Raw genomic sequence first — 26,505 nt, 5'->3', positions numbered from 1 at the left:
TGGTGACCGGCGTCGTCAGTTCCCCAATGCCCTGCGCAGTGCCGGAACGATGACGTCCCACGCTGCGTCGGTCGTCATCGACCAGTGCGTCACCGGGACCGAGTACGCGTCCACGACGTCGGCGTAGGGCAGCCACGAGTCCGCGTAGACACGTCCGGTCGGATCGTCGGCGGCCGCGGCGAAGAACAGCATCCGACCGTCGAAACGGTTCGGGTGATGCCGTTCCATCAGCACACCGTTGTGCGCCGCACCTCGGAGCATCAACTCGACCGTGCGTTCGTCGAGGACGGCCGCCACGGCGGGTGCCGACGCGATCATGCGCGCGGCATCCTCGAAGCTCGCCAACGGAACGTCGGGGACACCCTCGGTGCTCACACCCACCGCTCCGAGCAGCTCCGACAGTGACAGCGCCTTCTCCTCCGTCTCCGACTCGGTGGATGCGGGACCACCTCGCGAGTCCAGGACGGCGAGCAGTTCGACGCTCTCCCCCGCCTCACGCAGGATCGTGGCGACGGTCTGCGCGACGGTGCCGCCGAACGACCACCCGAGCAATCGGTACGGGCCCTCGGGCTGCACGGTCCGGATCTCGTCGAGGTAGCGCTGCGCGACCGCGAACACCGACTCCTCGAGCGTGTCGTCGCCCGAGAGCGCCGGCGTCTGGATGCCGTAGATCGGGATCTCCGGATCCAACCTCGAGGCCAGGCCCGTGAAGCTCCACGCCAGTCCGACGATCGGGTGGAAACAGAACAGCGCCGGCTGACTCCCGGTCGTCCGGATCGGCAGCAGCACGCCCAGCGCATCCTTGTCGTCGTCGATCGCACCGGCCTCCACCCGCGCCGCGAGGGTGGCCGGGGTGGGCGAGGTGAAGATCCACTGCAACGGGACGTCGAGGTCGATGACGTCGGACGCACGGACCGCCGACAACAGCTTGGTCGCACTGAGCGAGTTGCCGCCCAGCTCGAAGAAGTTGTCGTCGACTCCCACACGATCGACGCCCAGCACACTCGCGAAGACGTCGACGAATGCCGTTTCCAGCGGTGTCGACGGCGCACGGTAGTCGCGCTGCACACCCGCGTCCGGACTCGGAAGCGACTTGCGATCCATCTTCCCGCTGGCGCCGAGGGGGATCGAGTCGATGACGACGGTCCGACTCGGCACCATGTAGGACGGCAACCTGGTCCCGGCGAACTCCTCGAGGTCGATCAGGTCCACCGTCGTCCCCTCCTCGGGCACGACGTAGCCGATCAGGGCTGCGCTGCCACCGAACTTCTTCACCGCCGCAGCGGCGACGGTGATGCCGGGGAACGACGCGAGAACCTTCTCCACCTCGCCGAGCTCGATGCGGAAACCGCGCACCTTGACCTGGTCGTCGGTTCGACCGAGGTAGTCGATGTCACCGGTGCTCGACCAGCGCACAGCGTCACCGGTCCGGTACATCCGTCCCGGCGCGAACGGGTTCGCGACGAAACGGTCCGACGTCAGATCCGACCGACCGAAGTATCCCCAGGCCAGCTGATCACCGGCCAGGTACAGCTCACCGGCGACCCCGTCGGGAACGGGCTTCAGCGCACCGTCGAGGACGTAGACGCTGGTGTTGGCCGCCGGCTTGCCGATCGGGATGGACGCGGACGTACCCGTGTAGGCACCCGAGAAGCGTGTGACCGTGACGGCCGCCTCGGTGGGTCCGTACAGGTTGTCGACCTGTGCGTCGCTGATGCGACCGAACGCATCGACGCTGTCCCGAGGCAGTGCCTCGCCGGCGCACAGCACCGCACGGACCGATGCCACGTCCGCCGCCTCCGCGACCGTCAGGAACGCCACGAACGGGGACGGCACGAACACGGCGATCGTGACGTTCTGCGTCCGGATCAGATCCGCGATGTACAGCGAATCGCTCTGTCCGCCGGGCTTGGCCAGCACGACCGTCGCACCGGCGGTGATCGGCCACCACAGTTCCCACACCGAGACGTCGAACGTCACCGGCGTCTTCTGCACGACGGCGTCGGCCGTGGACAACCCGTACTCCCGGGTCATCCACGCGAGCTGGTTCGCCACCGCGGAGTGACCGACGGCAACGCCCTTGGGGCGGCCCGTCGACCCCGAGGTGTAGATGATGTACATCAGGTCGTCGCCCGTGATAGGACGCGTCCGCTCGTGGTCCTCGATGTGCCCGCCCGAGTAATCGGACAGGTCGAGCGTGTCCACGTCGACCCGCGTGCACCCCGTGTCCTCGAGATCGAGGACGATCGGCGACACCGTCAGCACTCCGCGAGGCCGCGCGTTCTGGAGCACGTACTTCGTCCGCTCCGCCGGGTGCTCGAGATCGATCGGCAGGTACGCGGCCCCCGACCTCACCACGGCGTGCAGAGCGATCATCATGTCGAACGATCGCGGGATCGCGACGGCGACCAGGTCACCGGGTCCGACGGCGTGCGCGATGAGGTACCGCGCCAACCGGTCGACTCGCTCGTCGAACTGGCGGTACGTGAGCGAGACGTCACCGGCCACGACCGCGACCTCGTCGGGCGACGCAGCGAATCGGTGATCGAGCATCTCGGTGACCGTCGACGGGACCCCCGGCATGGCCGTCCGGTTGCGGTCCTCGACGACGAGACGCTTCTCGTCGCTGCTCATGATCTCGATGTCGCGCACCATCGTGTCCGGTGCGAACGCCGCGGTCTCGAGCACGCGCAGGAACCTGTCGGCGAACGACTGCACCGTGGCCTCGTCGAACAGCGACGTCGCGTAGGTGAAGGCGAGTTCGAGCCCGCGCCCACGCTCGGAGTTCTCGCCGCCCTCGGCGACCACGAGATGCAGGTCGTACTGCGAGATCTCGGCCCCCGGATCGAGTGCCGCGACCTCGAGACCCGCCAGGCTCGCCTGCACCGGTGCGAGGTTCTGGAACGAGAAGCCCACCTGGAACAGCGGGTTGAAGGCCGTGGACCGCTCCGGGTCCACCGCTTCGACCACTGTCTCGAACGGCACGTCGGCATTCGCGAACGCGCCGAGGTCGACCGCCGAGGCGGCCAGGACGAGATCGCGGAACGACTGGTGGGGATCGACGTCGAGACGCAGGGCGAGCGTGTTGACGAACATTCCCACCAGGTCGTCGAGCGCTTCGTCGCCGCGACCCGCGATCGGTGTGCCGACCACGATGTCCCGGCTGTTCGCCAACTTCGACAGCAGCACCGAGAACGCCGAGTGGACGCCCATGAACAGCGTGGCGCGCGACCCCTGGCAGACCTCCTGGAGGGCGTCCATGACGCGGGCGGGCAGGAAGAAGCCGATCTCCTTGCCGGACATCGACTGGACCTCGGGCCTCGGCCTGTCGAACGGCAGCTCGAGCGGGCCGTCGAGACCGGCCATGGTCGACTTCCAGTACGAGATCTGTTCGCCGAGAACCGATGTCGGGTCCTCGACCGAACCGAGTGCCTCACGCTGCCACAACGTGTAGTCCGCGTACTGCACCTCGAGGGGACGCCAGACGGGCTCGTTCCCCTCGGAGCGCGACGCGTAGGCGACCATGACGTCCCGTGCCAGCGGCCCGATGGAGAAGCCGTCCGCCGAGATGTGGTGCATCACGATCATCAGCACGTGCGAATCCGGGCCGGTGCCGAGCAGCAGACCCCGGATGGGAACTGCCGCGGTGACGTCGAATCCGCGGGCGACGAAGGACACCAGACGGGATCGGACGGCGTCCTCCGACACCGAGTCCCGCTCGAAGTCCAGTACGTGATCCGACGGCGGCACGATCTTCTGGAACGGCCCCGACTCGTCCTGCGGGTACAGCGTGCGGAGCGCCTCGTGCCGCGCGACCACGTCCTGCACTGCGCGGACGAGGGCGTCGACGTCGAGATCCCCGGTGAGCCGCACGGCCAGGGGGACGTTGTACGCGGGAGAGACCGTGTCGAACTGGTTCAGGAACCACATCCGCTGCTGAGCCAGCGACAGCGGGATACGGTCCGGCCGCACCATCGGCGTCAGCGGGATCCGAGCACCCGACGTGGCGGATTCCACGCGTGCGGCGAATCCTGCGACATCCGCAGTCTCGAACATCTCGCGGATGCCGACGGTGGTGCCGAGACGCGCATTGATGCGGGCGATCACCCGTGTCGCCGACAGCGAGTTTCCGCCCAGCTCGAAGAAGTTGTCGTCCACTCCGACCCGATCCACGCCGAGTACCGAGGCGAACGCGTCCGCGACGGCTTCCTCGACCGGCGTCGACGGTGCCCGGAACTCACGCCCGGCGGTGGCGTCGACCGACGGCAGCTGTCGGCGATCGAGCTTGCCGTTGACGCTCAGCGGCAGTGCGTCGATCACGACGATCCGTGCCGGCACCATGTACGCCGGCACCAGTGTCCGCATGGTCTCGCGGACCGCGTCGACGTCGACGGTGCGGTCCTCGTGCGGAACGGCGTAGCCGATCAGCAGATCGCCACCGGCAACCTTCTTGACCGCGGCGGCGGCGGCGGACACGCTCTCGTGCGTCGCGAGAGCGGACTCGACCTCACCGAGCTCGATGCGGAAGCCGCGGACCTTGACCTGATCGTCCGTTCGCGCCACGAACTCGAGTTCCGGTCCCGTCCCGGCCGTACGGGTGTTCCACCGCACGGCGTCGCCGGTCCGGTAGAGGCGCCCCGCGCCGTACGGATTCGCGACGAACCGCTCGGCCGTCAGGCCGGAGCGACCGTAGTACCCGCGGGCGAGCTGAACTCCCGAGAGATACAGCTCTCCCGTGACGCCCTGCGGAACGGGCCGCAGACGGTCGTCCAACACGTAGACGCGGACGTTGGCCTCGGGGGCGCCGATGGGCACGACACCCGTCTCGTCCGCCGTGATGCGGTGCACGGTGGCCGAGACGGCAGCCTCGGTCGGTCCGTACAGGTTGACCACGGGAGCGTCGGACAGGCGTGCGAACGCCGTGACCACGTCGCGCGGCAACGCCTCACCGATGCAGACGACCGCGCGCAGCGTCGCGATGTCCTCCCGCGTGGCGACGGCGGTGAAGGCGCCCAGCAGGGACGGCACGAAGTCCGCCACGGTGACGGCTTCGTCGCGCATCAGTCGCGCCAGGTAGACCGGGTCGCGGTTACCTTCCGCGTTCGCCACGACCAGGCGGGCGCCCGTCGTGAGCGGCCACCACAGTTCCCACACCGACAGGTCGAAGGTCGACGGCGTCTTGTGCACCATCGCATCGGCCTCGGTGAGCTCGAACTCCTGTTGCATCCACCAGATCTGGTTCGCCACGGCGCGGTGCGGCAGGGCCACACCCTTGGGTCGACCGGTCGATCCGGAGGTGTAGATGACGTAGATCGCGTCGTCGGGCAGCAGTGTGCGCGACCGCTCGGCATCGGTGACCGGAGAGTCCGAGTACCCGGACAGGTCGACCGTCGTGATGTCCACCTGCGGCACGTCGGTGTGCACCGCCAACCCGTCGGGGCCGGTGATCACGAGGGTCGGGCGGGCGTCACCGAGGACGTACTCGGTGCGATCGGCAGGATGATCCGGATCGATCGGCAAGTAGGTCGCACCCGCCTGGACCACCGCGTACAGAGCGACGATCGAGTCGACGGACCTCGGGACCGCGACTGCCACGAGGTCTCCCGTACCGACGCCGGAGGCGATCAGATGGCGGGCGACGCGGGCTACACGAGCTCCCAGCTCGGCGTAGGTCGACGACTCGCCCTCGAACGTGATCGCCACCGCGTCGGGCGACGCCGCGACACGGCCCGTGAACATCTCGGTCAGCAGCAGCGGCGCGCCGGACCGGTCCGTGGCGTTCACGGAGTCCAGCAGCTCACGCTGCTCGTCCTCGGACAGGACGTCGACGGCGCGGAGCGGAACCGTCGGGTCGGCGTTGACGGTGTCGATGACGCGGTGCAGACGCTCGACGATCGCGTCGGCGGTACTGCGGTCGAACAGGGCGGTGGAGAACGTCAGGGCGCACTCGAGCGCACTGGTGACACCGTCGCCACCTTCCTCGGCGCCGACGAGGAGCTGCAGGTCGAACTGCGCGGCTCCGGTTTCCACACCCAGGTCCGAGATCTCGAGCCCGGGCAGCGTCAGGGACACCTGCTCGAGGTTCTGGAACGTGAAGCCCACCTGGAACAACGGGTGATGAGCCGTCGACCGTTCCGGGTTGATGGCCTCGACGAGCCGCTCGAACGGGATGTCGGCGTTGCCGAAGGCGGCGAGGTCCCGTGCCCGTGCCTGTTCGACCAGCTCACCGAACGACATGTCCGGGTCCAGGTCGAGGCGCAGGCCGAGAGTGTTGGCGAACTGACCGACGAGGTTGTCGAGTTCCTGCTCTCCACGACCGGCGATCGGCGTGCCGACGACGATGTCGCGCGAGCCCGACAACTTGGCCAGCGTGAGAGCGAAGGCAGCGTGCATCGCCATGAACAGCGTGGAACCGGACGCGGTGGCCACCCGGTTCAGCGCCTGCACCTGATCCGCGGTGATACGGAAGCGGACCGATTCACCCTCCATGGCCTGGATCTCCGGCCGCGGACGGTCGAACGGCAGCTCGATCGGGCCGTCGATTCCGCCGAGAGCGGTGCGCCAGAAGTCGAGCTGTCGGGCCAGGATCGACGTGGGATCCGACTCGTCGCCGAGGACCTCGAGCTGCCACAGCGTGTAGTCCGCGTACTGCACCGGGAGCGGCGCCCAGATCGGGGCATTGCCGGCGATGCGGGACGAGTACGCCACCATGACGTCGCGGGCCAGCGGGCCGAGCGAGAACCCGTCCGCCGACACGTGGTGGATCACGAAGGCGAGCACCTGCTCGGACGGACCCGTCCTGAGAATGGCTGCTCGGACAGGAACCTCACGGGTCACGTCGAAGCCGTCGGTGACGAAGGCGAAGAGTCGGGCACGCATGCGCGCCGGATCGACGTCCTCGACGGTCAACGACAGGTTGGTGCGATCGACCGGGAGCACCACCTGGTGCGGACCGTTCTCGCCTTCCGGGTACACCGTGCGCAGCACCTCGTGCCGACCGATCACATCGGTGATCGCCTGCTCAAGAGCGACGGTGTCCAGATCGCCCGTCAACTTGATCGCCAGCGGGATGTTGTACGCCGCGGAGGAGGTGTCGAAGCGGTTCAGGAACCACATGCGCTGCTGCGCGAGGGACAGCGGGATCTCCTCGGGACGTTCCCGCGGTTCCAGGGCGACGCGTGTACCGAACTCGACCGCACGTTCCGCACGCACTGCGAGCCCCGCGGCCGTGGGTGCCTCGAAGATCTCGCGGATGCCGACGCGGGCGTTGAGTGCCGCGTTGACCCGGGAGATGACCTGTGTCGCCGACAGCGAGTTGCCACCGAGCTCGAAGAAGTTGTCGTCCACGCCGACGCGCTCGACGCCGAGCACCGACGCGATGGCACCGGCCACCACTTCCTCCACCGGGGTGGACGGTGCGCGGTAGGTCGAGCCGGCATCGACGCCGACCGACGGCAACTGCCGACGGTCCAGCTTGCCGTTGATCGACAGCGGCAGACTGTCGAGTACGACGATCCGCTGCGGAACCATGTACGCCGGAAGGCTTTCCGACGCGTGAGCGCGCACGGCGTCGACGTCGACGGACCTCTCTGGAGCAGGAACGACGTAGCCGACGAGCATGTCGCCGCCGCCGGTGGTGGACACCGCCACCGCTGCTGCGGCGATTGAATCGTCGCCCACGAGAACGCTTTCGATCTCACCGAGCTCGATGCGGAAGCCGCGGACCTTGACCTGGGTGTCGGTGCGGTCGAGGAAGACCAGCTCGCCGCCGGCGTTCCAGCGGACGGCGTCGCCGGTGCGGTACAGGCGTGAGCCGTCGGCGTCGAACGGGTTCGCGACGAACCGTTCCGACGTGAGGTCGGCTCGGCCGACGTATCCCAGCGCGAGCTGGGTGCCGCCGAGGTACAGCTCGCCGCCGACGCCCGTCGGTACCGGCCGGAGTCGATCGTCGAGTACGTAGACCCGGACGTTGGCCTCGGGTGAGCCGATGGGCACCGACCCCTTGGCGCCGCGCACGGTGCGGTGCGAGGTCACGGAGACCGCGGCCTCGGTGGGGCCGTAGAGGTTGTCGAGCGTTGCGTCCGAGAGGGATTCGAACGCCGTCACGACGTCGCGCGGCAGGGCTTCACCGATGCACAGCACCGCGCGGAGCGTGGCCACGTCCTCCCGCGATGCCAGGGCGCAGAAGGCGCCGAGGAGCGACGGCACGAAGTCGGCCACGGTGATCCGCTCGTCCCGCATGAGGCGTGCGAGGTAGGACGGGTCGCGGTTGCCCTCCGGGGAGGCCAGGACCAACCGGGCGCCCGCGGTCAGCGGCCACCACAGTTCCCATACCGACAGGTCGAACGTGGACGGCGTCTTCTGCACCATCGCGTCCTCGGACGTGAGGTGGTACTCGTTCTGGATCCACGCCATCTGGTTGGCGACGGCACGGTGCGGCAGCGCCACGCCCTTCGGCCGTCCGGTCGAGCCGGAGGTGTAGATGACGTAGGCGCGGTCCTGGGGGAGCAGGGGTCGACTGCGGTCGATGTCGGTCATCGGAGAGCCGTCGAACAACGACATGTCGACCGTCGAAAGGTCGACGGTGGGGATCGTCGTCTCCACGGGAAGCGGCGTGCCGGAGATGATCGCCATCGACGGAGCGGCACTGGAGAGCACGTACTCCGTGCGCTCCGCCGGGTGATCGAGGTCGATCGGGAGGTATCCGGCACCGGCAGCGACGACGCCGTACATCGCGACCATGGAGTCGAACGAGCGCGGTACCGCGACGGCGACCAGATCGCCTGTCCGGACACCCTCGCCGACGAGGTAGCGGGCCAGGCGCGACACACGTTCGGAGAACTCCCCGTAGGTGATCGACTCGTCGCCGTACGTCAGCGCCGTGGAGTCAGGTGCCGCGGCGACGCGGGCCGCGAACATGTCCGTCAGCAGCTCGGGCACACCGGCGACGTCGGTGTCGTTGCGCTGCACCAGGATCTGCTCACGCTCGTCGGCCGACAGGACGTCGACGGCAGCGATGCGCTGGTCCGGTCGCGCCGCGACGGCGTCGAGAACGCGCAGGAACCGTTCGACGAACACCTGTGCCGTGGACTCGTCGAACAAGGACGTGGCATAGGTGAGCATCGCGATCTGCCCGGCATCGGTGCCGCTCTCGCTGACGATGAGGTGCAGGTCGAACTGGGACACATCGAAGTCGAAGCCGGCGTCCGACACCGTCAGATCGGGAAGCTCGAAGCTCACCGGTGACAGGTTCTGGAAGGAGAAGCCGACCTGGAACAGCGGGTGGTACGCGGTGGAGCGCACCGGATTCAGCGCCTCGACCAACTGCTCGAACGGCACGTCGGCGTTGCCGAAGGCCGCCAGGTCGCTCTCGCGGACCGACTCGACCAGATCGGCGAACGTCAGGTCCGGGTTCACGTCGACGCGCAGAGCGAGCGTGTTGACGAACATGCCGACCATGTCGTCGAGCTCCTGCTCGCCGCGGCCGGCGATCGGGGTACCGACAGCGATGTCCCGACTGCTGCTCAGCGCCGACAGCAGGACGGACCAGCCGGCGTGCATCGCCATGAACAGCGTGGCGCGCCGTTCCTGCGCGATCGACGTCAGCGCGGCCGTCGTCTCGGCGGAGATCTCGAAGCGGATCGACTTGCCCTGCAACGACTGCACCGCGGGGCGCGGTCGATCGGTCGGCAGCGCCAACGCGTCTCCCAGCCCGGCGAGGCGGGTCTTCCAGTACGCGACCTGCCTGCTGACGACGGAGGTGTCGTCGTCGAGCGAGCCGAGAACCATGCGCTGCCACAGCGCGAAGTCGGCGTACTGCACCGGCAGCGGCGTCCACGACGGTGCCTCACCGCGTACCCGAGCGGTGTAGGCCACCATGACGTCCCGCGCGAGAGGACCCTGCGAGAAGCCGTCGGACGAGACGTGGTGGATGACGATGCCGAGGACGTAGGCCGGATCGTCGTCCGGGGCGTCGGTGATCTGCAGCAGCAGTCCGCGGACCGGAACCTCGGCCGTGACGTCGAATCCGCCGGAGACGAACGTGAACAACCGCGCGGCGACGTTCTCCTCGGTGACGTCCTCCGCGTGCAGGTCCAGCGGAACGTCACGCGCCGGCAGGACGACCTGCGCGGGCCCGTCGTCGGTCTGCGGGTAGACCGTTCGCAGAGACTCGTGGCGTTCGAGGACGTCGCGGACCGCCAGGGTCAGCGCGTCCAGGTCGAGCCGGCCCTGGAGCCGGATAGCGAGCGGAACGTTGTACGCGGGCGAGGACGTGTCGAACTGGTTCAGGAACCACATGCGCGACTGCGCCAGCGACAGCGGCACGTGCGCCGGCCGCTCCATCGGCACCAGCGGAGCACGCGTCTCGGCGGTCGACGCCGACTCGGCGCGCGCGGCGAAGGTCGCGACGTCCGCGGACTCGAACATCTCGCGGATACCGATGCGGGTGTTCAACCGCGCGTTGACGCGGGCGACCACCTGCGTCGCCGACAACGAGTTGCCGCCGAGCTCGAAGAAGTTGTCGTCCATACCGACTCGGTCGACACCGAGCACCGCGGCGAAGGCAGCGGCCACGATCTCCTCGACCGGGGTGGAGGGTGCGCGGTACTCGCGCGCCACGTCCAGATCGACCGACGGCAGACGACGGCGGTCGAGCTTGCCGTTGACGCTGAGGGGCAGCTCGTCGATGACGACGATGCGGGACGGCACCATGTAGCCCGGCACCGACTCCCCTGCCGCGGCGCGCACGGCGTCGACATCGACGGTCGTGTCGGGTTCCGCGACGACGTACCCGACGAGGAGCTCTCCGCCGGCGGTCCGAGCGACGGCGGCCGCGGCTGCAGCAACTCCGGCAGCCGATGTCAGCGCGGCCTCGACCTCGCCGAGCTCGATACGGAAGCCGCGAACCTTGACCTGGTCGTCGGTGCGTGCGACGAACTCGAGAACCGTGGCGTCTCCACGGGTGACCCAGCGGACGGCGTCACCGGTGCGGTAGAGACGTCCGGCTCCGAAGGGGTCGGCCACGAAGCGTTCCGCGGTGAGAGCGGTGTTGCCGAAGTATCCGAGCGCCAGCTGGTTGCCCGCGAGATAGAGCTCACCTGCGACACCGACCGGGACCGGTCGAAGGCGACTGTCGAGGACGTACACCTGGACGTTCGACTCGGGTCCACCGATGGACACCGGGCCGCTCTCGTCGGGCGCGATGTGGTGCACGGTGACCGAGACGGCAGCTTCCGTCGGGCCGTACAGGTTGACCACGGGGGCATCGGACAGCCGGGCGAACGACGTGACGACGTCACGCGGAAGCGCCTCGCCGATGCACAGGACGGCCCTCAGCGACGCGACGTCCTCGGACGTCGCCACCGAGGCGAATGCCCCGAGGAGCGACGGCACGAAGTCGGCGACGGTGACGTTCTGCTCGCGCATGAGACGCGCCAGTTCGGCGGGATCCCGATTCGCCTCCGGGGAACCGATGACGAGACGGGCGCCGGCGGTGAGCGGCCACCACAGTTCCCACACCGACAGGTCGAACGTGGACGGTGTCTTCTGCACCATCGCATCGTCGGCCGTGAGGGCGAACTCGTTCTGGATCCACCAGAGTTGGTTCGCCACAGCGCGATGCGGCAGCGCGACGCCCTTGGGGCGCCCCGTCGAGCCGGAGGTGTAGATGACGTAGACGGGGTCCTCCGCGAGAAGCGGACGCGTGCGCTCCTCGTCGGTGACGGGGCCGTCGGAGAATTCCGAGAGCTCCGCCGCGAGCACGTCCATCGTCGGCACGTCGGTCGGCGCGGACAGCTCCCGGCCGCCCAGCAGGATCAGCGACGGTCGAGCATTGCCCAGCACGTACTCGGTGCGCTCGGCCGGATGATCGAGATCGATGGGCAGGTAGGCGGCGCCCGCCTGGACCACCGCGTACATCGCGACCATGGAGTCGATCGACCGCGGCATCGCGACCGCGACCAGGTCGCCGGTGCGGACGCCGTCCGCCAGCAGCGCGCGTGCCAGACGTGCCACGCGAGAGCCGAACTCGGCGTACGTGATCGACATCTCGCCCTCGGTGAGGGCGAGAACGTCCGGGCGCTCGGCGACACGGTCGGCGAACATCCGCGCGACCGATGTGGGAGCACCGGACACCGCGGTGTCGTTGACGTCGACGAGGATCGCGCGACGCTCGTCCTCGCTCAGCACGTCGACCGACCGCACGGGGGCCTCGGGACGCGCGATCACGGCGTCGACGACGCGCGAGAACCGCTGCGTGAACGACTCGGCGGTGGCCTTGTCGAACAGTGCCTCGGCAAACGTCAGGACGGACTGCAACGATCCGTCCTCGGCGCCCTCGCTGACGATCAGGTGCAGATCGAACTGCGAGACAGCCGCTTCGATGCCGACGTCGCCCACGGTGAGGTCCGGCAGCTCGAACGTCACGGGTGCGAGGTTCTGGAAGGAGAAGCCCACCTGGAAGATCGGGTGGTACGCCGTCGAGCGGCGCGGATCGACGGCCTCGACCAACTGCTCGAACGGCACGTCCGCGTGACCGAACGCGGACAGGTCGACCGACCGTGCGGCCGCGACCAGATCGGCGAACGACGCGTCCGGATCGACGTCGAGGCGCAGGGCGAGCGTGTTGACGAACATGCCCACCATGTCGTCCAGCTCGCGTTCACCACGACCGGCGATCGGGGTTCCGACGGCGATGTCCCGCGAACCCGACAGCGTCGCGAGCAGGACGGACCATGCAGCGTGCACGGCCATGAACAGCGTGCCCTGACGTGATGCGGCGACGGCACGCAGACCGGCGGTCTGCTCCGGTGTCAGCGAGAACTGCACCGAGTGGCCCAGCATCGACTGCACGGCCGGGCGAGGACGATCCGAGGGGAGCTCGAGAGGATCGTCGAGACCGACCAGCTGCTGCTTCCAGTAGGAGATCTGCTGGGCGGTCAGCGAGTCCGGATCCTTCTCGGATCCGAGCACCGCGCGCTGCCACAGCGCGTAGTCGGCGTACTGGACCGGCAGTGGGGCCCACTCCGGCGCCGCACCGGTGATGCGCGCCGAGTAGGCGACCATGACGTCGCGTGCCAGCGGTCCGAGAGAGAAGCCGTCGGCGGAGATGTGGTGGACGACGATCGACAGGACGTACTCGGCCTTGTCTCCGGCCGGGTCGACGATCTCCAGAAGCACACCGCGGACGGGCACTGCCTCGGTGACGTCGAAACCGCCCGCGATGAACTCGAACAGGGCGCCGGGGACGCCGTCGGTCTCGACGGGCCGAGGTGCGAGCTCGAGCGGGACCGCGTCGACACCCAGGATCACCTGGTACGGACCGTCTTCCGATCCGGGGTAGACCGTGCGCAGCGTCTCGTGGCGGGCGAGGACGTCGCGGACGGCCTCCTCGAGCGCCTCGACGTCGAGCGAGCCGGTGAGCCGGACCGCCAGCGGGATGTTGTATGCCGGTGAGCTGGTGTCGAACTGGTTCAGGAACCACATGCGGCGCTGCGCCAACGACAGAGGGACCGGATCCGGTCGCTCCCCCGCCACCAACCGGGGACGGTCGCCCACGCCGGCCGAGAGTGCCCGTGCGGCAAGCTCGCCCACCGTGGAGGCATCGAAGATGTCGCGGACGCCGATGTGCGCGTCGAGCGCCGCGTTGATGCGGGCGACGGCCTGGGTCGCGACCAGTGAGTTGCCACCGAGGTCGAAGAAGCTGTCGTCGACACCGACGCGCTCGACGCCGAGGAGGTCGGCGAACACTTCCGCGACGGCCTGATCCTCGGGGGTCTCGGGAGCGCGGTACTCGGCGCGGGACCGGACCAGTGTCGGTTCCGGGAGCGCCGCGCGGTCGAGCTTGCCGACCGGGTTCAGCGGCACCGACGTCAGCGGCATGATCACCGAGGGCACCATGTGCGCGGGCAGACTCGCCTTGACCGACGCGTGCACGGCGGCGATGTCGAGGTCGACACCCTCGCGGGGCAGGACGTACGAGACGAGGTCGGTGACACCGCCGGCGGACCGGTGACCCACCGTGACGGCGAAGTCGACGTCCGGGTGTGCGGACAGAGCCGCATCGATCTCACCGAGCTCGATGCGCTGGCCGCGGATCTTGACCTGGAAGTCGCTGCGGCCGATGTACTCGATCGTTCCGGCCTCGGTCCAGCGGACGACGTCACCGGTGCGGTACAGGCGACTTCCCGCGGAACCGTACGGGTCGGCGACGAAGCGCTCCGACGTGAGCGTCGAGCGACCGAAGTACCCACGCGCGACTCCGGGACCTCCGGCATAGAGCTCACCCGGGACGCCGACCGGAACCGGCCGGAGCCGGCCGTCGAGGACGTACTCGGTGGTGCCCTTGCTGGGGCGACCGACGGTGATCCGATCACCGGCGGCCAGCGGCAACGACGCGTTGATCATGATGGTCGTCTCGGCGGGTCCGTAGCCGTTGACGACGGTGCGGCCCGACTCGGCCCACGTCGCCATCAGTTCGGGCGGGAGTGCTTCGCCGACGGGCATCACGGCACGGACGGACGGCACCGCGTCGGGTTCGACCGTCGCGAGCGCCGACGGGGTGATGACCATATGGGTCACGCCCTCGTCGGTCACGAACCGGGCCAGGTCCGGTCCGCCGTAGAACCCGGCCGGCGCCGGAGCCAGCGGAACTGCATTGCCCGCAGCGAGCAGGATCTCGAAGATCGATGCGTCGAAGCTGGTCGAGGCGACGGCGAGAACGACGGACTGCTCGTCGATCTTCAGGCTGTCCGTCTGCGCCGCAACGAGGTTCGCGAGGCCCGTGTGCGAGACGACGACGCCCTTGGGCTGTCCGGTCGAGCCGGACGTGTAGATCATGTACGACGCGTTGTCGAGGCGGATCGAGCCGAGACGTTCGGCGTCCGTGACCCGCTCGGACGAGCGCGCGTCGACCTCGGACGCGACCTGCTCGTCGTCCAGGACCAGCCACGACAGTCCCTCGACGTCGGCGGGACGGTCGGCGACGGTGGTGATGCCGAGCGCCGCACTCGAGTCGTGGACCATGTAGTCGATGCGCTCGGCCGGATGCGCGGGGTCGACGGGCACGACGTAGCCGCCCGCCTTCGCGACGGCCCACACGCACAGGACGAACTCCGCCGATCGCGGAACTGCCACGGCCACCACGACGTCGGGTCCGACGCCGCGGTCGACGAGGACGCGGGCCAATCGCGAGGCCCGCGCGTCCAGATCGGTGTAGGTCCATCGGAGCGAACCCTGCTGTACAGCAACGCCGTTCGGCGCACGATCGGCAGCCGATTCGAAAATGTCGACGAGGGTGCGCTGATCGACGTCGGCCGATCCGCGACGGCTGAGCAGGTCTTCCCGCTCGGACGGCAGCAGCGTCTCGACGCGTCCGACAGGTGTCCCGGGGGCACCGGCGAAGGTGCTGAAGACGGCCTGCAGACGGCTGCCGAGGTCGGCCATGTCGTCGTCGGAGAACAGGTCTCGCAGGTAGCGCAGCGTCATCCGGATCTGCGTGTCCGCGAACGTGACCACGTTGATCGGGTAGTGCGTCGCGTCGAGCACCTGTGCGCCCGTGACAGCCATGCCGTCGATCGACGCGGCGGCTTTCAGGCCCTCCTCGTCGACGGGGTAGGACTCGAGGACGGTGATCGAGTCGAACACCGCACCGGGTCCGACGGCGGTCGTGATGTCCGCCAGGCCCAGGTAGTGGTGATCGAGGAGCGCGGTCTGTTCCTCCTGCAGTCGCAGCAGGAACGATTCGATGTGCTCGGACTCGTCGATACGCACGCGGACCGGGAGAGTGTTGATGAACAGTCCGACCATCGTCTCGACGCCGTCGAGGTCCGCGGGACGCCCGGAGACGGTGCCACCGAACGCGACGTCGTCGCGGCCCAGCTGACGAGCCAGGACCAGACCCCACACGGCTTGGACGATCGTGCTCAACGTGACACCGAGGCGCGAGCCGAGGTCGGTGAGCTCGGACGTGACCTTCTCGTCCATGACGACCTCGACACGGCCCGTGTCGGTGGAGACACCGGACGTATCGGTGATGCCCGACAACAGCGTCGGCTCTTCCGCACCGGCGAACGCGGTGGTCCACGCCTTGACGGAGACGGCGCGGTCACGGACGGACAGCCACTCGAGGAACGACCGGTAGGAACGCACTTCGGGAAGCAGCGACGAGTCACCGCGCAACGCGTACAGCGTCAACAAGTCCTTGAGCACCAGCGGCATCGACCAGCCGTCGATGACGATGTGGTGCGCCATGAACGACAGCGTGACCGTGTCGTCGGCGGTCCGGATCATCCGGAACCGCACCAGCGGTGCGTCGTCCATCGCGAAGCGTCGATCGCGTTCGGTCTCGAGCTCGGTGCGCAGTGCACTCTCGAGGTCCTCGGTGCCGCGCAGGTCGACATCGACCCACGGCACCTCGACACGATCGGGAACCAGCTGCACAGCACGACCGTCGGCGGTGGTGCGGAACGACGTCCGCAGCCCGTCGTAGCGAGCGAGCAGAGCGTCGGCAGCCGCGACGAAGCGGTCTCGATCCACCTCACCTGTCAGATCGAGAACGACCTGCATGACGTAGACGTCCGCAGCGTCGGCCGGCTGCATCGACGAGTGGAAGAGCAGACCCGCCTGCAGAGGTGCCAGCGACCAGACGTCCCCGAGATCCGGGACGTCGTTCTCGAAGACCTCGATGTCCTTCTGCGACACGGGGACCAACGGAATGTCGGACGGCGTCAGGCCGCCGGCCTCACCGCTGTCGACGTGGCCCGCGAGTGCGGTCAAGGCGTCGACCCAGTACCGGCCGAGCACCTCGACGTCCTCGGAGGACAGGATCCCCCGGGGGAACGCGAACGTCGCGCCGAGCTGATCGTCCGCGAGCACCGCGTTGATGTCCAACACGGCGATGGCGGGCATGTCCGCGTCGAGCGGCACGTCGGCGAGCGTGCGGATGTCCGACGACGGCAGGAACCCGAGTCCCTCTACGCCCTCGGGGAGTTCGCCGGCGGACAGGCGACCGAGGTAGTTGAAGCTGATCTGTCCGACGGACGTGCCCAGCACGGACCGGCCCGAGTCGTCCAGGTAGCGCAGCATGCCGTAGCCCATGCCGCGGCTGGGGACTCGGAGCAACTGCTCCTTGACGGCCTTGACCGCACGACCCGCCGCCGGACCTCCGGCGAACGCGTCGTCGAGATCGACGTCGGCAAGGTTCAGCAGGACGGGGAAGATGGCCGTGAACCAGCCGACGGTGCGCGAGAGATCCGCGAGTCCGGCGTCGCCGAGCACGTCTTCCTCGCGGCCGTGACCCTCGAGTCGCAGCAACAGCGAGTCGGACTCGGTGCCGCGCTCGCGACGCCACTTCGCCACGGCAAGTGCCAGAGCGGACAGCAATCCGTCGTTGACGCCGCCGCGGAACACCTGCGGCAGCGTGGTGACCACGGACGTGGTGACGTCCGCCGGAACGGTGACCCGGATCTTGTCGAGCGTGTTCTGCACGTCGATCGACGGGTCCAGATCGCGGTCACCCAGAAGGATGTCCTCGGACCGGACGACGGACGTCCAGAACGGCAGCTCGTCGCGACGCGAGGCAGCCTGATCGGTCAGGGCGTGCGCCCAGGTCCGCATGGAGGTGCCCACCGGTTGCAGCTGCGGCTCGGTGCCCGTCGAGACGGCGAACCATGCGGTGACCAGGTCGGGGACGATGATGCGCCAGGAGACGCCGTCGACGGCGAGGTGGTGGCCGGCGACGACGAGGTAGCCGTTCGCGTCGGAGGTTCCCTCGGTGTTCAGCCGGACTGTGTCCAGCCAGACGAACTGGACGAGACGGCCGTCGGCGGTCGAGAGGCGGTCGAGGGCCGCGTCGAGCGCTGCGCGAGCGGCCTTCTCGCGGTCGTCGCCGGTCAGGTCGGCGTCGAACGGAACGCGGGTGAGCAGGGACGCCGCGTCGACGGCGCCCGGGGCGGCGGTCTCGATGGTGAACCCGTCGTCGACCGAGCCGACCAGCCGCGCGCGGAACATATCGTGCCGGTCGAGGACGGCCTGGAGCGTGGCCACGAGGCGGGCCTCGTCGATGCCGGCCGGCAGGTCGAGCACGACGCTCTGCGAGAAGCGTTCGTACGCGCCGCCGCGCTGGGTCATGAAGTGCTCGACGGGTGTCAGCGGCCGTGTTCCGACACCGCCGCCCTCGAGTTCGGGCAGCATGCGGACGGCGTTCTCCCCCGTCGACACGACGGCCGCCAGTGCGGACACCGTGCGCCGCTCGAAGACGTCACGCGGGCTGAGCGACAGCCCGGCCGCGCGGGCACGGGAAACCAGCTGGATGGAGACGATGCTGTCTCCACCGAGAGCGAAGAAGTCGTCGTCCGCGCCGACTCGATCGACACCGAGGACGTCGGCGAACACCGATGCCAGGGCGCGTTCGGTCTCGGTGGCGGGTTCGCGATACGTGTCGGTGTCGGTACCGAACTCCGGTGCGGGCAGTGCCCGGCGGTCCACCTTGCCGGTGGCACCGAGCGGCACCTCGTCCATGACCACGATCGCCGACGGAACCATGTGCGTCGGTAGCGATTCCGCCGCCCACTCGGTCAGGTCGGATTCCCGCAGCAGCGATCCCGCGGTCAGCGTGACGTAGGTGACCAGCACCTTGGAGCCGGCAGCGGTGGTGAAGGGAGTGGTCAGCGCGAACTGGACCTCCGGGTGGGAGGAGACCACCGCGTCGATCTCACCCGGCTCGATGCGGAAGCCGCGAATCTTGATCTGCGAGTCACCGCGACCGACGTACTCGAGTTCGAGGTCGCCCGTCTCGGGACGCTTCCACCACCGCACCACGTCGCCGGTGCGGTACATGCGCGTACCGGGGTCGCCGTACGGATCGGCGACGAACCGCTCGGAGGACAGTGCGCGACGCTCGTGATAGTGCTGCGCCACACCGGGTCCCGCGGTGTAGAGGTCGCCGGGAACACCGACGGGGACGGGGTTGAGGCGAGCATCGAGAACCATCGCCCGGCCGCCGCGGATCGGGCCGCCGAACGGCATCGGGCCACCGGGAACCATCGGCTTGCCGATGTGCGAGACGATGGTGGTCTCGGTCGGTCCGAACACGTTGAGCATGCGCCGGCCCGGGGCGAACCTGGTCACCAGATCCTGGGAGTACGCCTCGCCGCCCACCGAAATGGTCTGCAGCGCGGGAAGACCGGTGTGATCCACCGACGCCAGCGCGGCCGGCGTGATGAAGGCGTGCGTCACCTCGTGACGACGCAGGAACTGCGCCAGCTCCTCGCCGCCGTACACGGATGTCGGCACGATCACCAGAGCGGCCGCGGCGGGAACCGCGAGCAGCAGCTCCAGCAGTGATGCATCGAAGCTCGGCGACGCGAAATGCATGACCCGCGAGTCACGCTCGACGCGGTACTGCTCGCGCTGCGAGACTCCGAGCTGGTTCAGGCCACGGTGGGAGACCGAGACGCCCTTGGGCAGACCGGTGGAACCGGAGGTGTAGATGATGTACGCACGATCGGACGGCGTCACGGTACGCAGACGCTCGGCGTCGGTGATCGGTGCCGAGGACGCCTCGGAAACCTGGCGGCGCAGGTCGTCGGAGTCGACGACGAGCCAGTCGATGTCGTCGGGCAGAGATCCACGGTGGGCACCCAGGGTGAGACCGACGCGGACACCCGAGTCGGTGACCATGTGCTCGATACGGTCGGCCGGGTAGTTGGGGTCGATCGGCACGAAGGCCGCGCCGGTGCGGGTGACCGCCCACATCAGGGCGACGGACTCCGCCGACCGCGGGACCGACAGTGCGACAGTGGATCCGCTACCGATACCGCGGGCGATGAGGATACGCGCGAGACGGGCGGTGAAGTCCGCGACCTCGCGATAGGTCGCCGAGGTGCCCTCGAACAGCACGGCACTGTCGAAGACCAGCGCCGGGCCGTCCGGGTTGATCTCCGCGGCCTCGACGAGCAGGTCGCCGAGGATCCGCTCGTCGACCGGGTCGTCGCCGGTGACGGGAGCGAGAGCGGCGGCCTCGGCAGGTTCGAGCAACGCGATGTCGCCCACCGCACGATCCGGAGCATCGATCGCCGCCGCCAGGACCCGCTCGAGTCGCTCGCAGAACAGCGACACGGTCGGAGCGTCGAACAGGTCGGTGGCGTACGTGACCTCGATCGAGAGACCGGCCGGTGCGCCGGCGTCGTCGACGGTCTCGGTGATCTCGATGGAGAGGTCGAACTTGGCCGAGTGCACCCCGGCGTCGTATCGCGCGACCTCGAGTCCGCCGAGTTCGAACGTGGTGCGCTCGAGGTTCTGGAAGGCGAGAGCCACCTGGAACAGCGGATTGTGCGACGTCGAGCGCTCCGGGGCGAGCACCTCGACGAGTCGTTCGAAGGGAACGTCGGCGTTGCCGAAGGCGTTCAGGTCCACGGACTTCGTCTCGGCGAGCAGCTCGGCGAACGACGCGTGCGGCGACACATGGCTGCGAAGCACCAAGGTGTTGACGAACATGCCGACCAGGTCGTCGAGCGCTTCCTCACCGCGGCCGGCGATGGGCGCACCGACGGCGATGTCGGTGGTGTTCGACAGCTTCGCCAGCACGACGGCCAACGCGCTGTGCACGACCATGAAGAGGGTCGCGTCGTGCGCCCGCGCGACATCCGCGGCGCGGGCGTGGACATCGGCTCCGATGACGTGGTTCACCGCGGCGCCGCCGCCGGTGGACACGGCCGGGCGCGGTCGATCGGACGGGAGGGTGAGAACCTCGGGCAGGTCGTCCAGCTGGGTCACCCAGTACGACTCCTGCTGCGAGGCAAGCGACTCCGGGTCCGACTCGGACCCGAGCATCTCGCGCTGCCACAGGGAGAAGTCCGCGTACTGCACCTCGAGCGGACGCAGCGGGCCGTTCTCGCTCCACGCCGGCGAACCCGCCTGACGTGCCGCGTACGCGGTCATGACGTCGCGGGCCAGCGGCCCCATCGAGAAGCCGTCGGCACTGACGTGGTGCACGACGAAGGCCAGCACCGAATCGGTGTCCGACATCCGCAGCAGGGCGCCGCGCAGCGGTACCTCGGCGGTGACGTCGAACCCGGACGTGACCATGTCGATCACGCGGCTCTGCACGGCGTCGGACGCCACGTCGACGACGGAGAACTGCGAGGAGACCTGCTCGGCCGGAAGGATGACCTGGTACGGCGTGCCGTCCACCTGCGGGTAGAGCGTGCGCAGGGATTCGTGACGTTCCAGCACGTCGCCGACGGCGGCCCGGAGCACGTCGACGTCCAGGGCGCCGCGGAGCGTGATCACCAGCGGGATGTTGTACGCCGCGGACTCGGGGTCGAACTGGTTGACGAACCACATGCGGGACTGGGCGAGAGACAGCGGGATCCGCTCGGGACGCTCCCGCGGTGCCAGCACCGGGCGGGTGCGTCCGGTCTGCGCCGCGGCATCGATCCGCGCGGCGAGCGCTGCGACGCTGGGCTTCTCGAACAGGTCGCGGACACCGATGGAACTGCCCAGCGCCTCGTTGACACGAGCCACCGCTCGCATGCCGACCAACGAGTTGCCACCGAGCTCGAAGAACGAGTCGTCCATGCCCACACGCGGCGCGTCGAGCAGCGCGGAGAAGACGTCGGCGACGACCTTCTCGGACACCGTCTCGGGGGCCCGGTACTCGCGGGGACCGGACACGTCGACGGGCTCGGGGAGCGCACGGCGGTCCAGCTTGCCGCTGGGGCTCAGCGGGATCTCGTCGAGAACGGTCAGGTGCGAGGGCACCATGTAGGCGGGAACGCGTTCGCCCACCAGGTCCAGAACGCTCGTCAGGTCCGGTGCGCGCCCGGTTTCCGGCACGATGTACGCCACCAGGGCTTCGCCGGTGCGCTCGTCGGAATGAACGATGGCGACAGCGCGTGCCACGTCCGGATGAGCCGTCAGGGCGGACTCGATCTCGCCCAGCTCGATGCGCAGACCGCGGAGCTTGACCTGGAAGTCGGTGCGGCCGAGGAACTCCAGCTCGCCGTCGGCCGTGCGCAGCACCAGGTCACCGGTGCGGTACATCCGCAGACCGGTGGTGCGGGGATCGGCGACGAACCGGTCGGACGTGAGGTCCGGACGTCCGAAGTAGCCCCGCGCCAACTGGGCGCCCGTGAGATAGAGCTCTCCCGGGACACCGACCGGGACGTCGTGCAGACGCGAATCGAGCACGCGCGCACCGGTGTTGCGGATCGGACGACCGATCGGGACGGTGCGGACGTCGGCCTCGGTGGTCCGGTGCAGGGTCGAGGTGACCGTGGCCTCGGTGGGGCCGTAGGTGTTGTCGAGCTCGGCCGCGGAGGAGGCGGCGAAGCGTCGGACCAGGTCCGCGGACAGCGCCTCACCACCGACGGAGAGGTACCGCAGCGAATCCGGCAGCGCCAGACCGGCGTCCGACATGAACAGCTCGAGCATGGACGGCACGAACTCGAGGATCGCGATGCGGTGCGTCCGCGCCTGGTCGAGCAGGTACTGCACGTCGAGGTGGCCGTCGGGCCGGGCCACGACCAGCGTCGCGCCGAGTTGCAGCGGGAGGAACAACTCCCACACCGACGCGTCGAAGGTGACCGGCGTCTTCTGCAGCATCGTGTCGCCGGCAGTCAGATCGTAGGTCTCGTGCATCCACAGCATCTGGTTGATCACCGAGTGATGCGACACCGCAACGCCCTTGGGTCGTCCGGTCGATCCCGAGGTGTAGATGATGTACGCGATGTTCGACGGCAGCAGAGCGGAGGTGCGCTCGTCGTCGGTCAGGGCGTCGGCGGACACTCCCGACAGGTCGACCGTGTCGACGTCGATGATGTTGCTGTGCTCGGGCAGATCCCGGTGATCACGCGACGTGGTCAGCAGCACGACGGGAGCGGCACTGTCGAGGACGTACTCCGTGCGCTCGGCCGGGTGATCCGGATCGACAGGAACGTACGCGCCCCCGGCTTCGAGGACCGCGTAGATCCCGATCATCATCTCGAGGGACCGCCGCATGCCGACCGCGACACGGGTATCCGGGCCCACGCCCAGGGAGAGAAGGTGACGCGCCAGTCGGTCGACCCGCTCGGAGAACTCGGCGTAGGTCAGCGACTCGCCTTCGTACACCAGCGCGGTGGCCGAGGGGTCGATCGCGGCACCGCGACGGAACATGTCGACGAGGGTCTCGGACGGCAACGGTGCATCCACGCCCCGCAGGGAGTCGAGCCGGTCCTGCTCCCCCGCCGTGGTCAACGGCAGATCGCCGACCGGTGTCGACGCGTCGGCCACGACGGCGGCGAGCATACCGACATAGCGCTCGGCGATCGCGGCGGCGGTGCCCTCGTCGAACAGATCGGTCGCGTACAGCAGAGATCCGTCGATCGCTCCGGGCGAGCCGTCGGGATCGACCTGCTCCATGAGGGTGACGGTCAGGTCCAGCTTGGCGACCGGGACGTCCGAGTCGAGCAGACCGATGGTGACATCCGGGAGTTCGATCTCGGTGCGCTCGAAGTTCTGCAGCATGAGCAACACCTGGAACAGCGGCGCGTACGCCAGCGACCGCTGCGGGCGCAGGATCTCCACCAACCGGTCCAGAGGCAGGTCGGAGTTGCCGAGCGCGTCCAGATCCGCTGTGCGCGTGCGGACGAGGAAGTCCTCGAACGACTCGTCCGGGGTGACGAAGGATCGCAGCACGAGGGTGTTGCCGAACATGCCGACGAGCGGGTCGAGAGCTTGCTCGCCGCGCCCGGCGATCTGCGTACCCACCGAGACGTCGTCCGTCGCCGCCATGCGGGACAGCAGCACCGCGAGCGCGGCATGGACCACCATGAACATCGTCGAGTTCGTGCGACGGGCCAGTTCGTTCAGACCCTCCGCGACATCGGACTCCACACGGAAGTTCACGGTCGCGCCGCGCGAGGACGGCTGGGCCGGGCGGGTGCGGTCGGTCGGCAGTTCGATGACCTCCGGCGTGCCCGCCAGCGCGCGCGTCCAGAACGCGATCTGCTTGGCGCTCAGCGATTCCGGATCGTTCTCGTCGCCGAGGAGCTCGCGGTGCCACATGGCGTAGTCCGCGTACTGCACCTCCAGCTCCGGCAGGTCCGGCGCGGAGCCGGCGCTGCGCGCCACGTAGGCCGTCGTCAGGTCGCGCACGAGGGGGGCGAGCGACCCACCGTCGCTGGCGATGTGGTGCATGACCACCGCGAGGACGTAGTCCTGGTCGGCGATCTGAAACAGCTTCGCGCGGAACGGGACCGAGGACGACACGTCGAATCCGTCCAGAACCACCGGGGTGAGTCGCTCGTACACCGTCGACTCGTCGATCCGCTCCGGTTCGAGCACCACCGACACCGACGAGGCGGGTTCGATGCGCTGCACCGGACCGCTCTCGGTCTGCGGGTAGACGGTGCGGAGCGTCTCGTGCCGGGTGATCAGATCCTCGAACGCGCGGCCGAGCGCCTCGATGTTCAGCGCTCCCGTCATCCGCAGGACGACGGGCTGGTTGTACGCGGGAGAGCTGACGTCGTACTGATTGGTCAGCCACATGCGCTGCTGCGCGTAGGACAGCGGCAGTTCGGCGTCGCGTGAACGACGGACCAGCGGGGGCCGCTCGGGGGCACCGAGTGAGAGATCCACTCGTGCAGCCAGATCCGCGATGGATGTCGCTTCGAAGACGTCGCGGACCGCGATGCGGGACTGCGCCGCCTGATTGATGCGCGCGACGACCTGGGTGGCCAGCAGCGAGTTGCCGCCGAGCTCGAAGAAGGTGTCGTCGAGGCCCACTCGTTCGGCCGCGAGGAGGTCGGACAGGACGTCCGCGACGGTCCGCTCGGTCGCGGACTGGGGCGCCCGGTACTCCTTGGTGGACGTACCGATCGTCGGCTGCGGCAGTGCAGCACGGTCGAGTTTGCCCACCGGCGTCAACGGGACCGCGTCGATGACGATGATCTCGGACGGCACCATGTAGGCGGTGAGGCTGCGGCCGACGAACTCGGTGACGTCGGCGACGTCGACCTCGTGGCCCGGCTCCGGCTGGACGTAGGCGACCAGGACGGTGGACCCGTCGGCCAACTGGTGGCCGGCTGCCGCGGCGAAGCGGACATCCGGGTGTGCGCTCAGCGCGGCGTCGATCTCGCCGAGCTCGATGCGGAAACCGCGGACCTTGACCTGGAAGTCGGAACGGCCCAGATAGTCGACTGCGCCACCGGCCCGTACGCGCGCGAGGTCGCCGGTGCGGTACATGCGCGATCCGGGCTCGCCGAAGGGGTCGGCGACGAAACGCTCGGAGGTCAGCGACGGGCGTCCGTGATACCCACGTGCCAGACCCGGTCCGGCGGCGTACAGCTCGCCTGCCACCCCGGCAGGGACGTCGCGGAGACGCCCGTCGAGGACGGGGGTGCGGAAGTCGCGGATCGGGCCGCCGATGGAGACGGGTGCGTCCGGGAACAGTTCCGCGCCGTTGGTCATGATGGTGGCCTCGGTGGGACCGAAGCCGTTGAACATCCGGCGGGAGTCGGTCACGAAGCGGGACACCAGTTCGGGAGGGCAGGCCTCACCCGCGGTGACCACGACGCGGAGGTCGGGGAGCTCGGACGGCGTCACCGACGCGAGCACCGACGGCGTGATGACGGCATGCGTCACCCGCTGCGCGCGCATCAGTGCGGTCAGGTCGTCGCCGCCGAAGACCTCCGGCGGGGACACGACCAAGGTGGCACCGGAACCCACGGCCATGAGCAGCTCGAAGACGGAGGCGTCGAAACTCGGGGACGCGACGGCGAGGGTCCGCGACGAGGAGTCGATGCCGTAGCGCTCGCGCTGTTCGGCCACCAGTCCCGACAGACCGGCGTGCGTGACCTCGACGCCCTTGGGTCGACCCGTCGAACCCGAGGTGTAGATCATGTACGCGGTGTTCGCGGGTCCGAGGACGCGCACGCGGTCCGCATAGGTGACCGGATCACCCGAGCGAGCCTCGACGGCAGCGTCGAGGTCGGAGTCTCCCAGAACGAGCCAGCGCACGTCGACGGACGCCGGGAGGGCGTCCCGGTACTCGGACGTCGTGATTCCGATGCTCGCGCCCGAGTCGGTGAGCATGTACTCGATGCGATCGGCCGGGTACTTCGGATCGACGGGAACATAGGCGGCGCCGGTCTTGGCGACGGCCCAGATGGACAGGATGGACTGCGCGGACCGGGTCACGGCGAGGGCGACGACGTTCTCGGCACCCACACCGCGGTCCATCAGTTCACGGGCGAGCTTCGACGACGCGGTATCGAGTTCACGGTAGGTCCATGCGTGCGACGTGCCGGCGGCGTCGACGAGAACGATGGCGTCGCGATCGGGGTCGACCTCGACGGCGGCAGCGAGGATCTGCGGGAGTGTCGCCGCGCGCGGGCGCTGACGGCGACGCGGGCGCTCCCGCGTCGGGCGCGCCTTCCGCGCACGTCCACCGTTCGGGGTGGTCTCTTCGGAACCCTTGGAGTTTTCGGAATCCTCGGAACCTGTGGGAGTGCTATCCGTCAT

General features: G+C 68.9%; 1 protein-coding gene. It reads right to left on the bottom strand.

Annotated features, from left to right (window positions below; genetic code table 11):
- Positions 1–15: 15 nt before the first annotated feature.
- Positions 16–26,505 carry a non-ribosomal peptide synthetase gene (locus RU01_RS15200; protein WP_052493303.1) on the bottom strand — a complete coding sequence of 8,830 codons (26,490 nt, stop codon included), beginning with the start codon at positions 26,503–26,505 and terminating at the stop codon, positions 16–18.

The organism is Rhodococcus sp. MEB064, from assembly GCF_000834565.1.
In the GTDB taxonomy this organism is placed as follows: Bacteria; Actinomycetota; Actinomycetes; order Mycobacteriales; family Mycobacteriaceae; genus Rhodococcoides.
The sequence above is the reverse complement of the archived record's forward strand: the minus strand, read 5'-3'. Positions and strand labels throughout refer to the sequence as shown.

Coding starts and splice junctions, on each gene's coding strand:
- RU01_RS15200 (WP_052493303.1), bottom strand. CDS start 26,505: ATGACGGATAGCACTCCCACAGGTTCCGAGGATTCCGAAAACTCCAAG.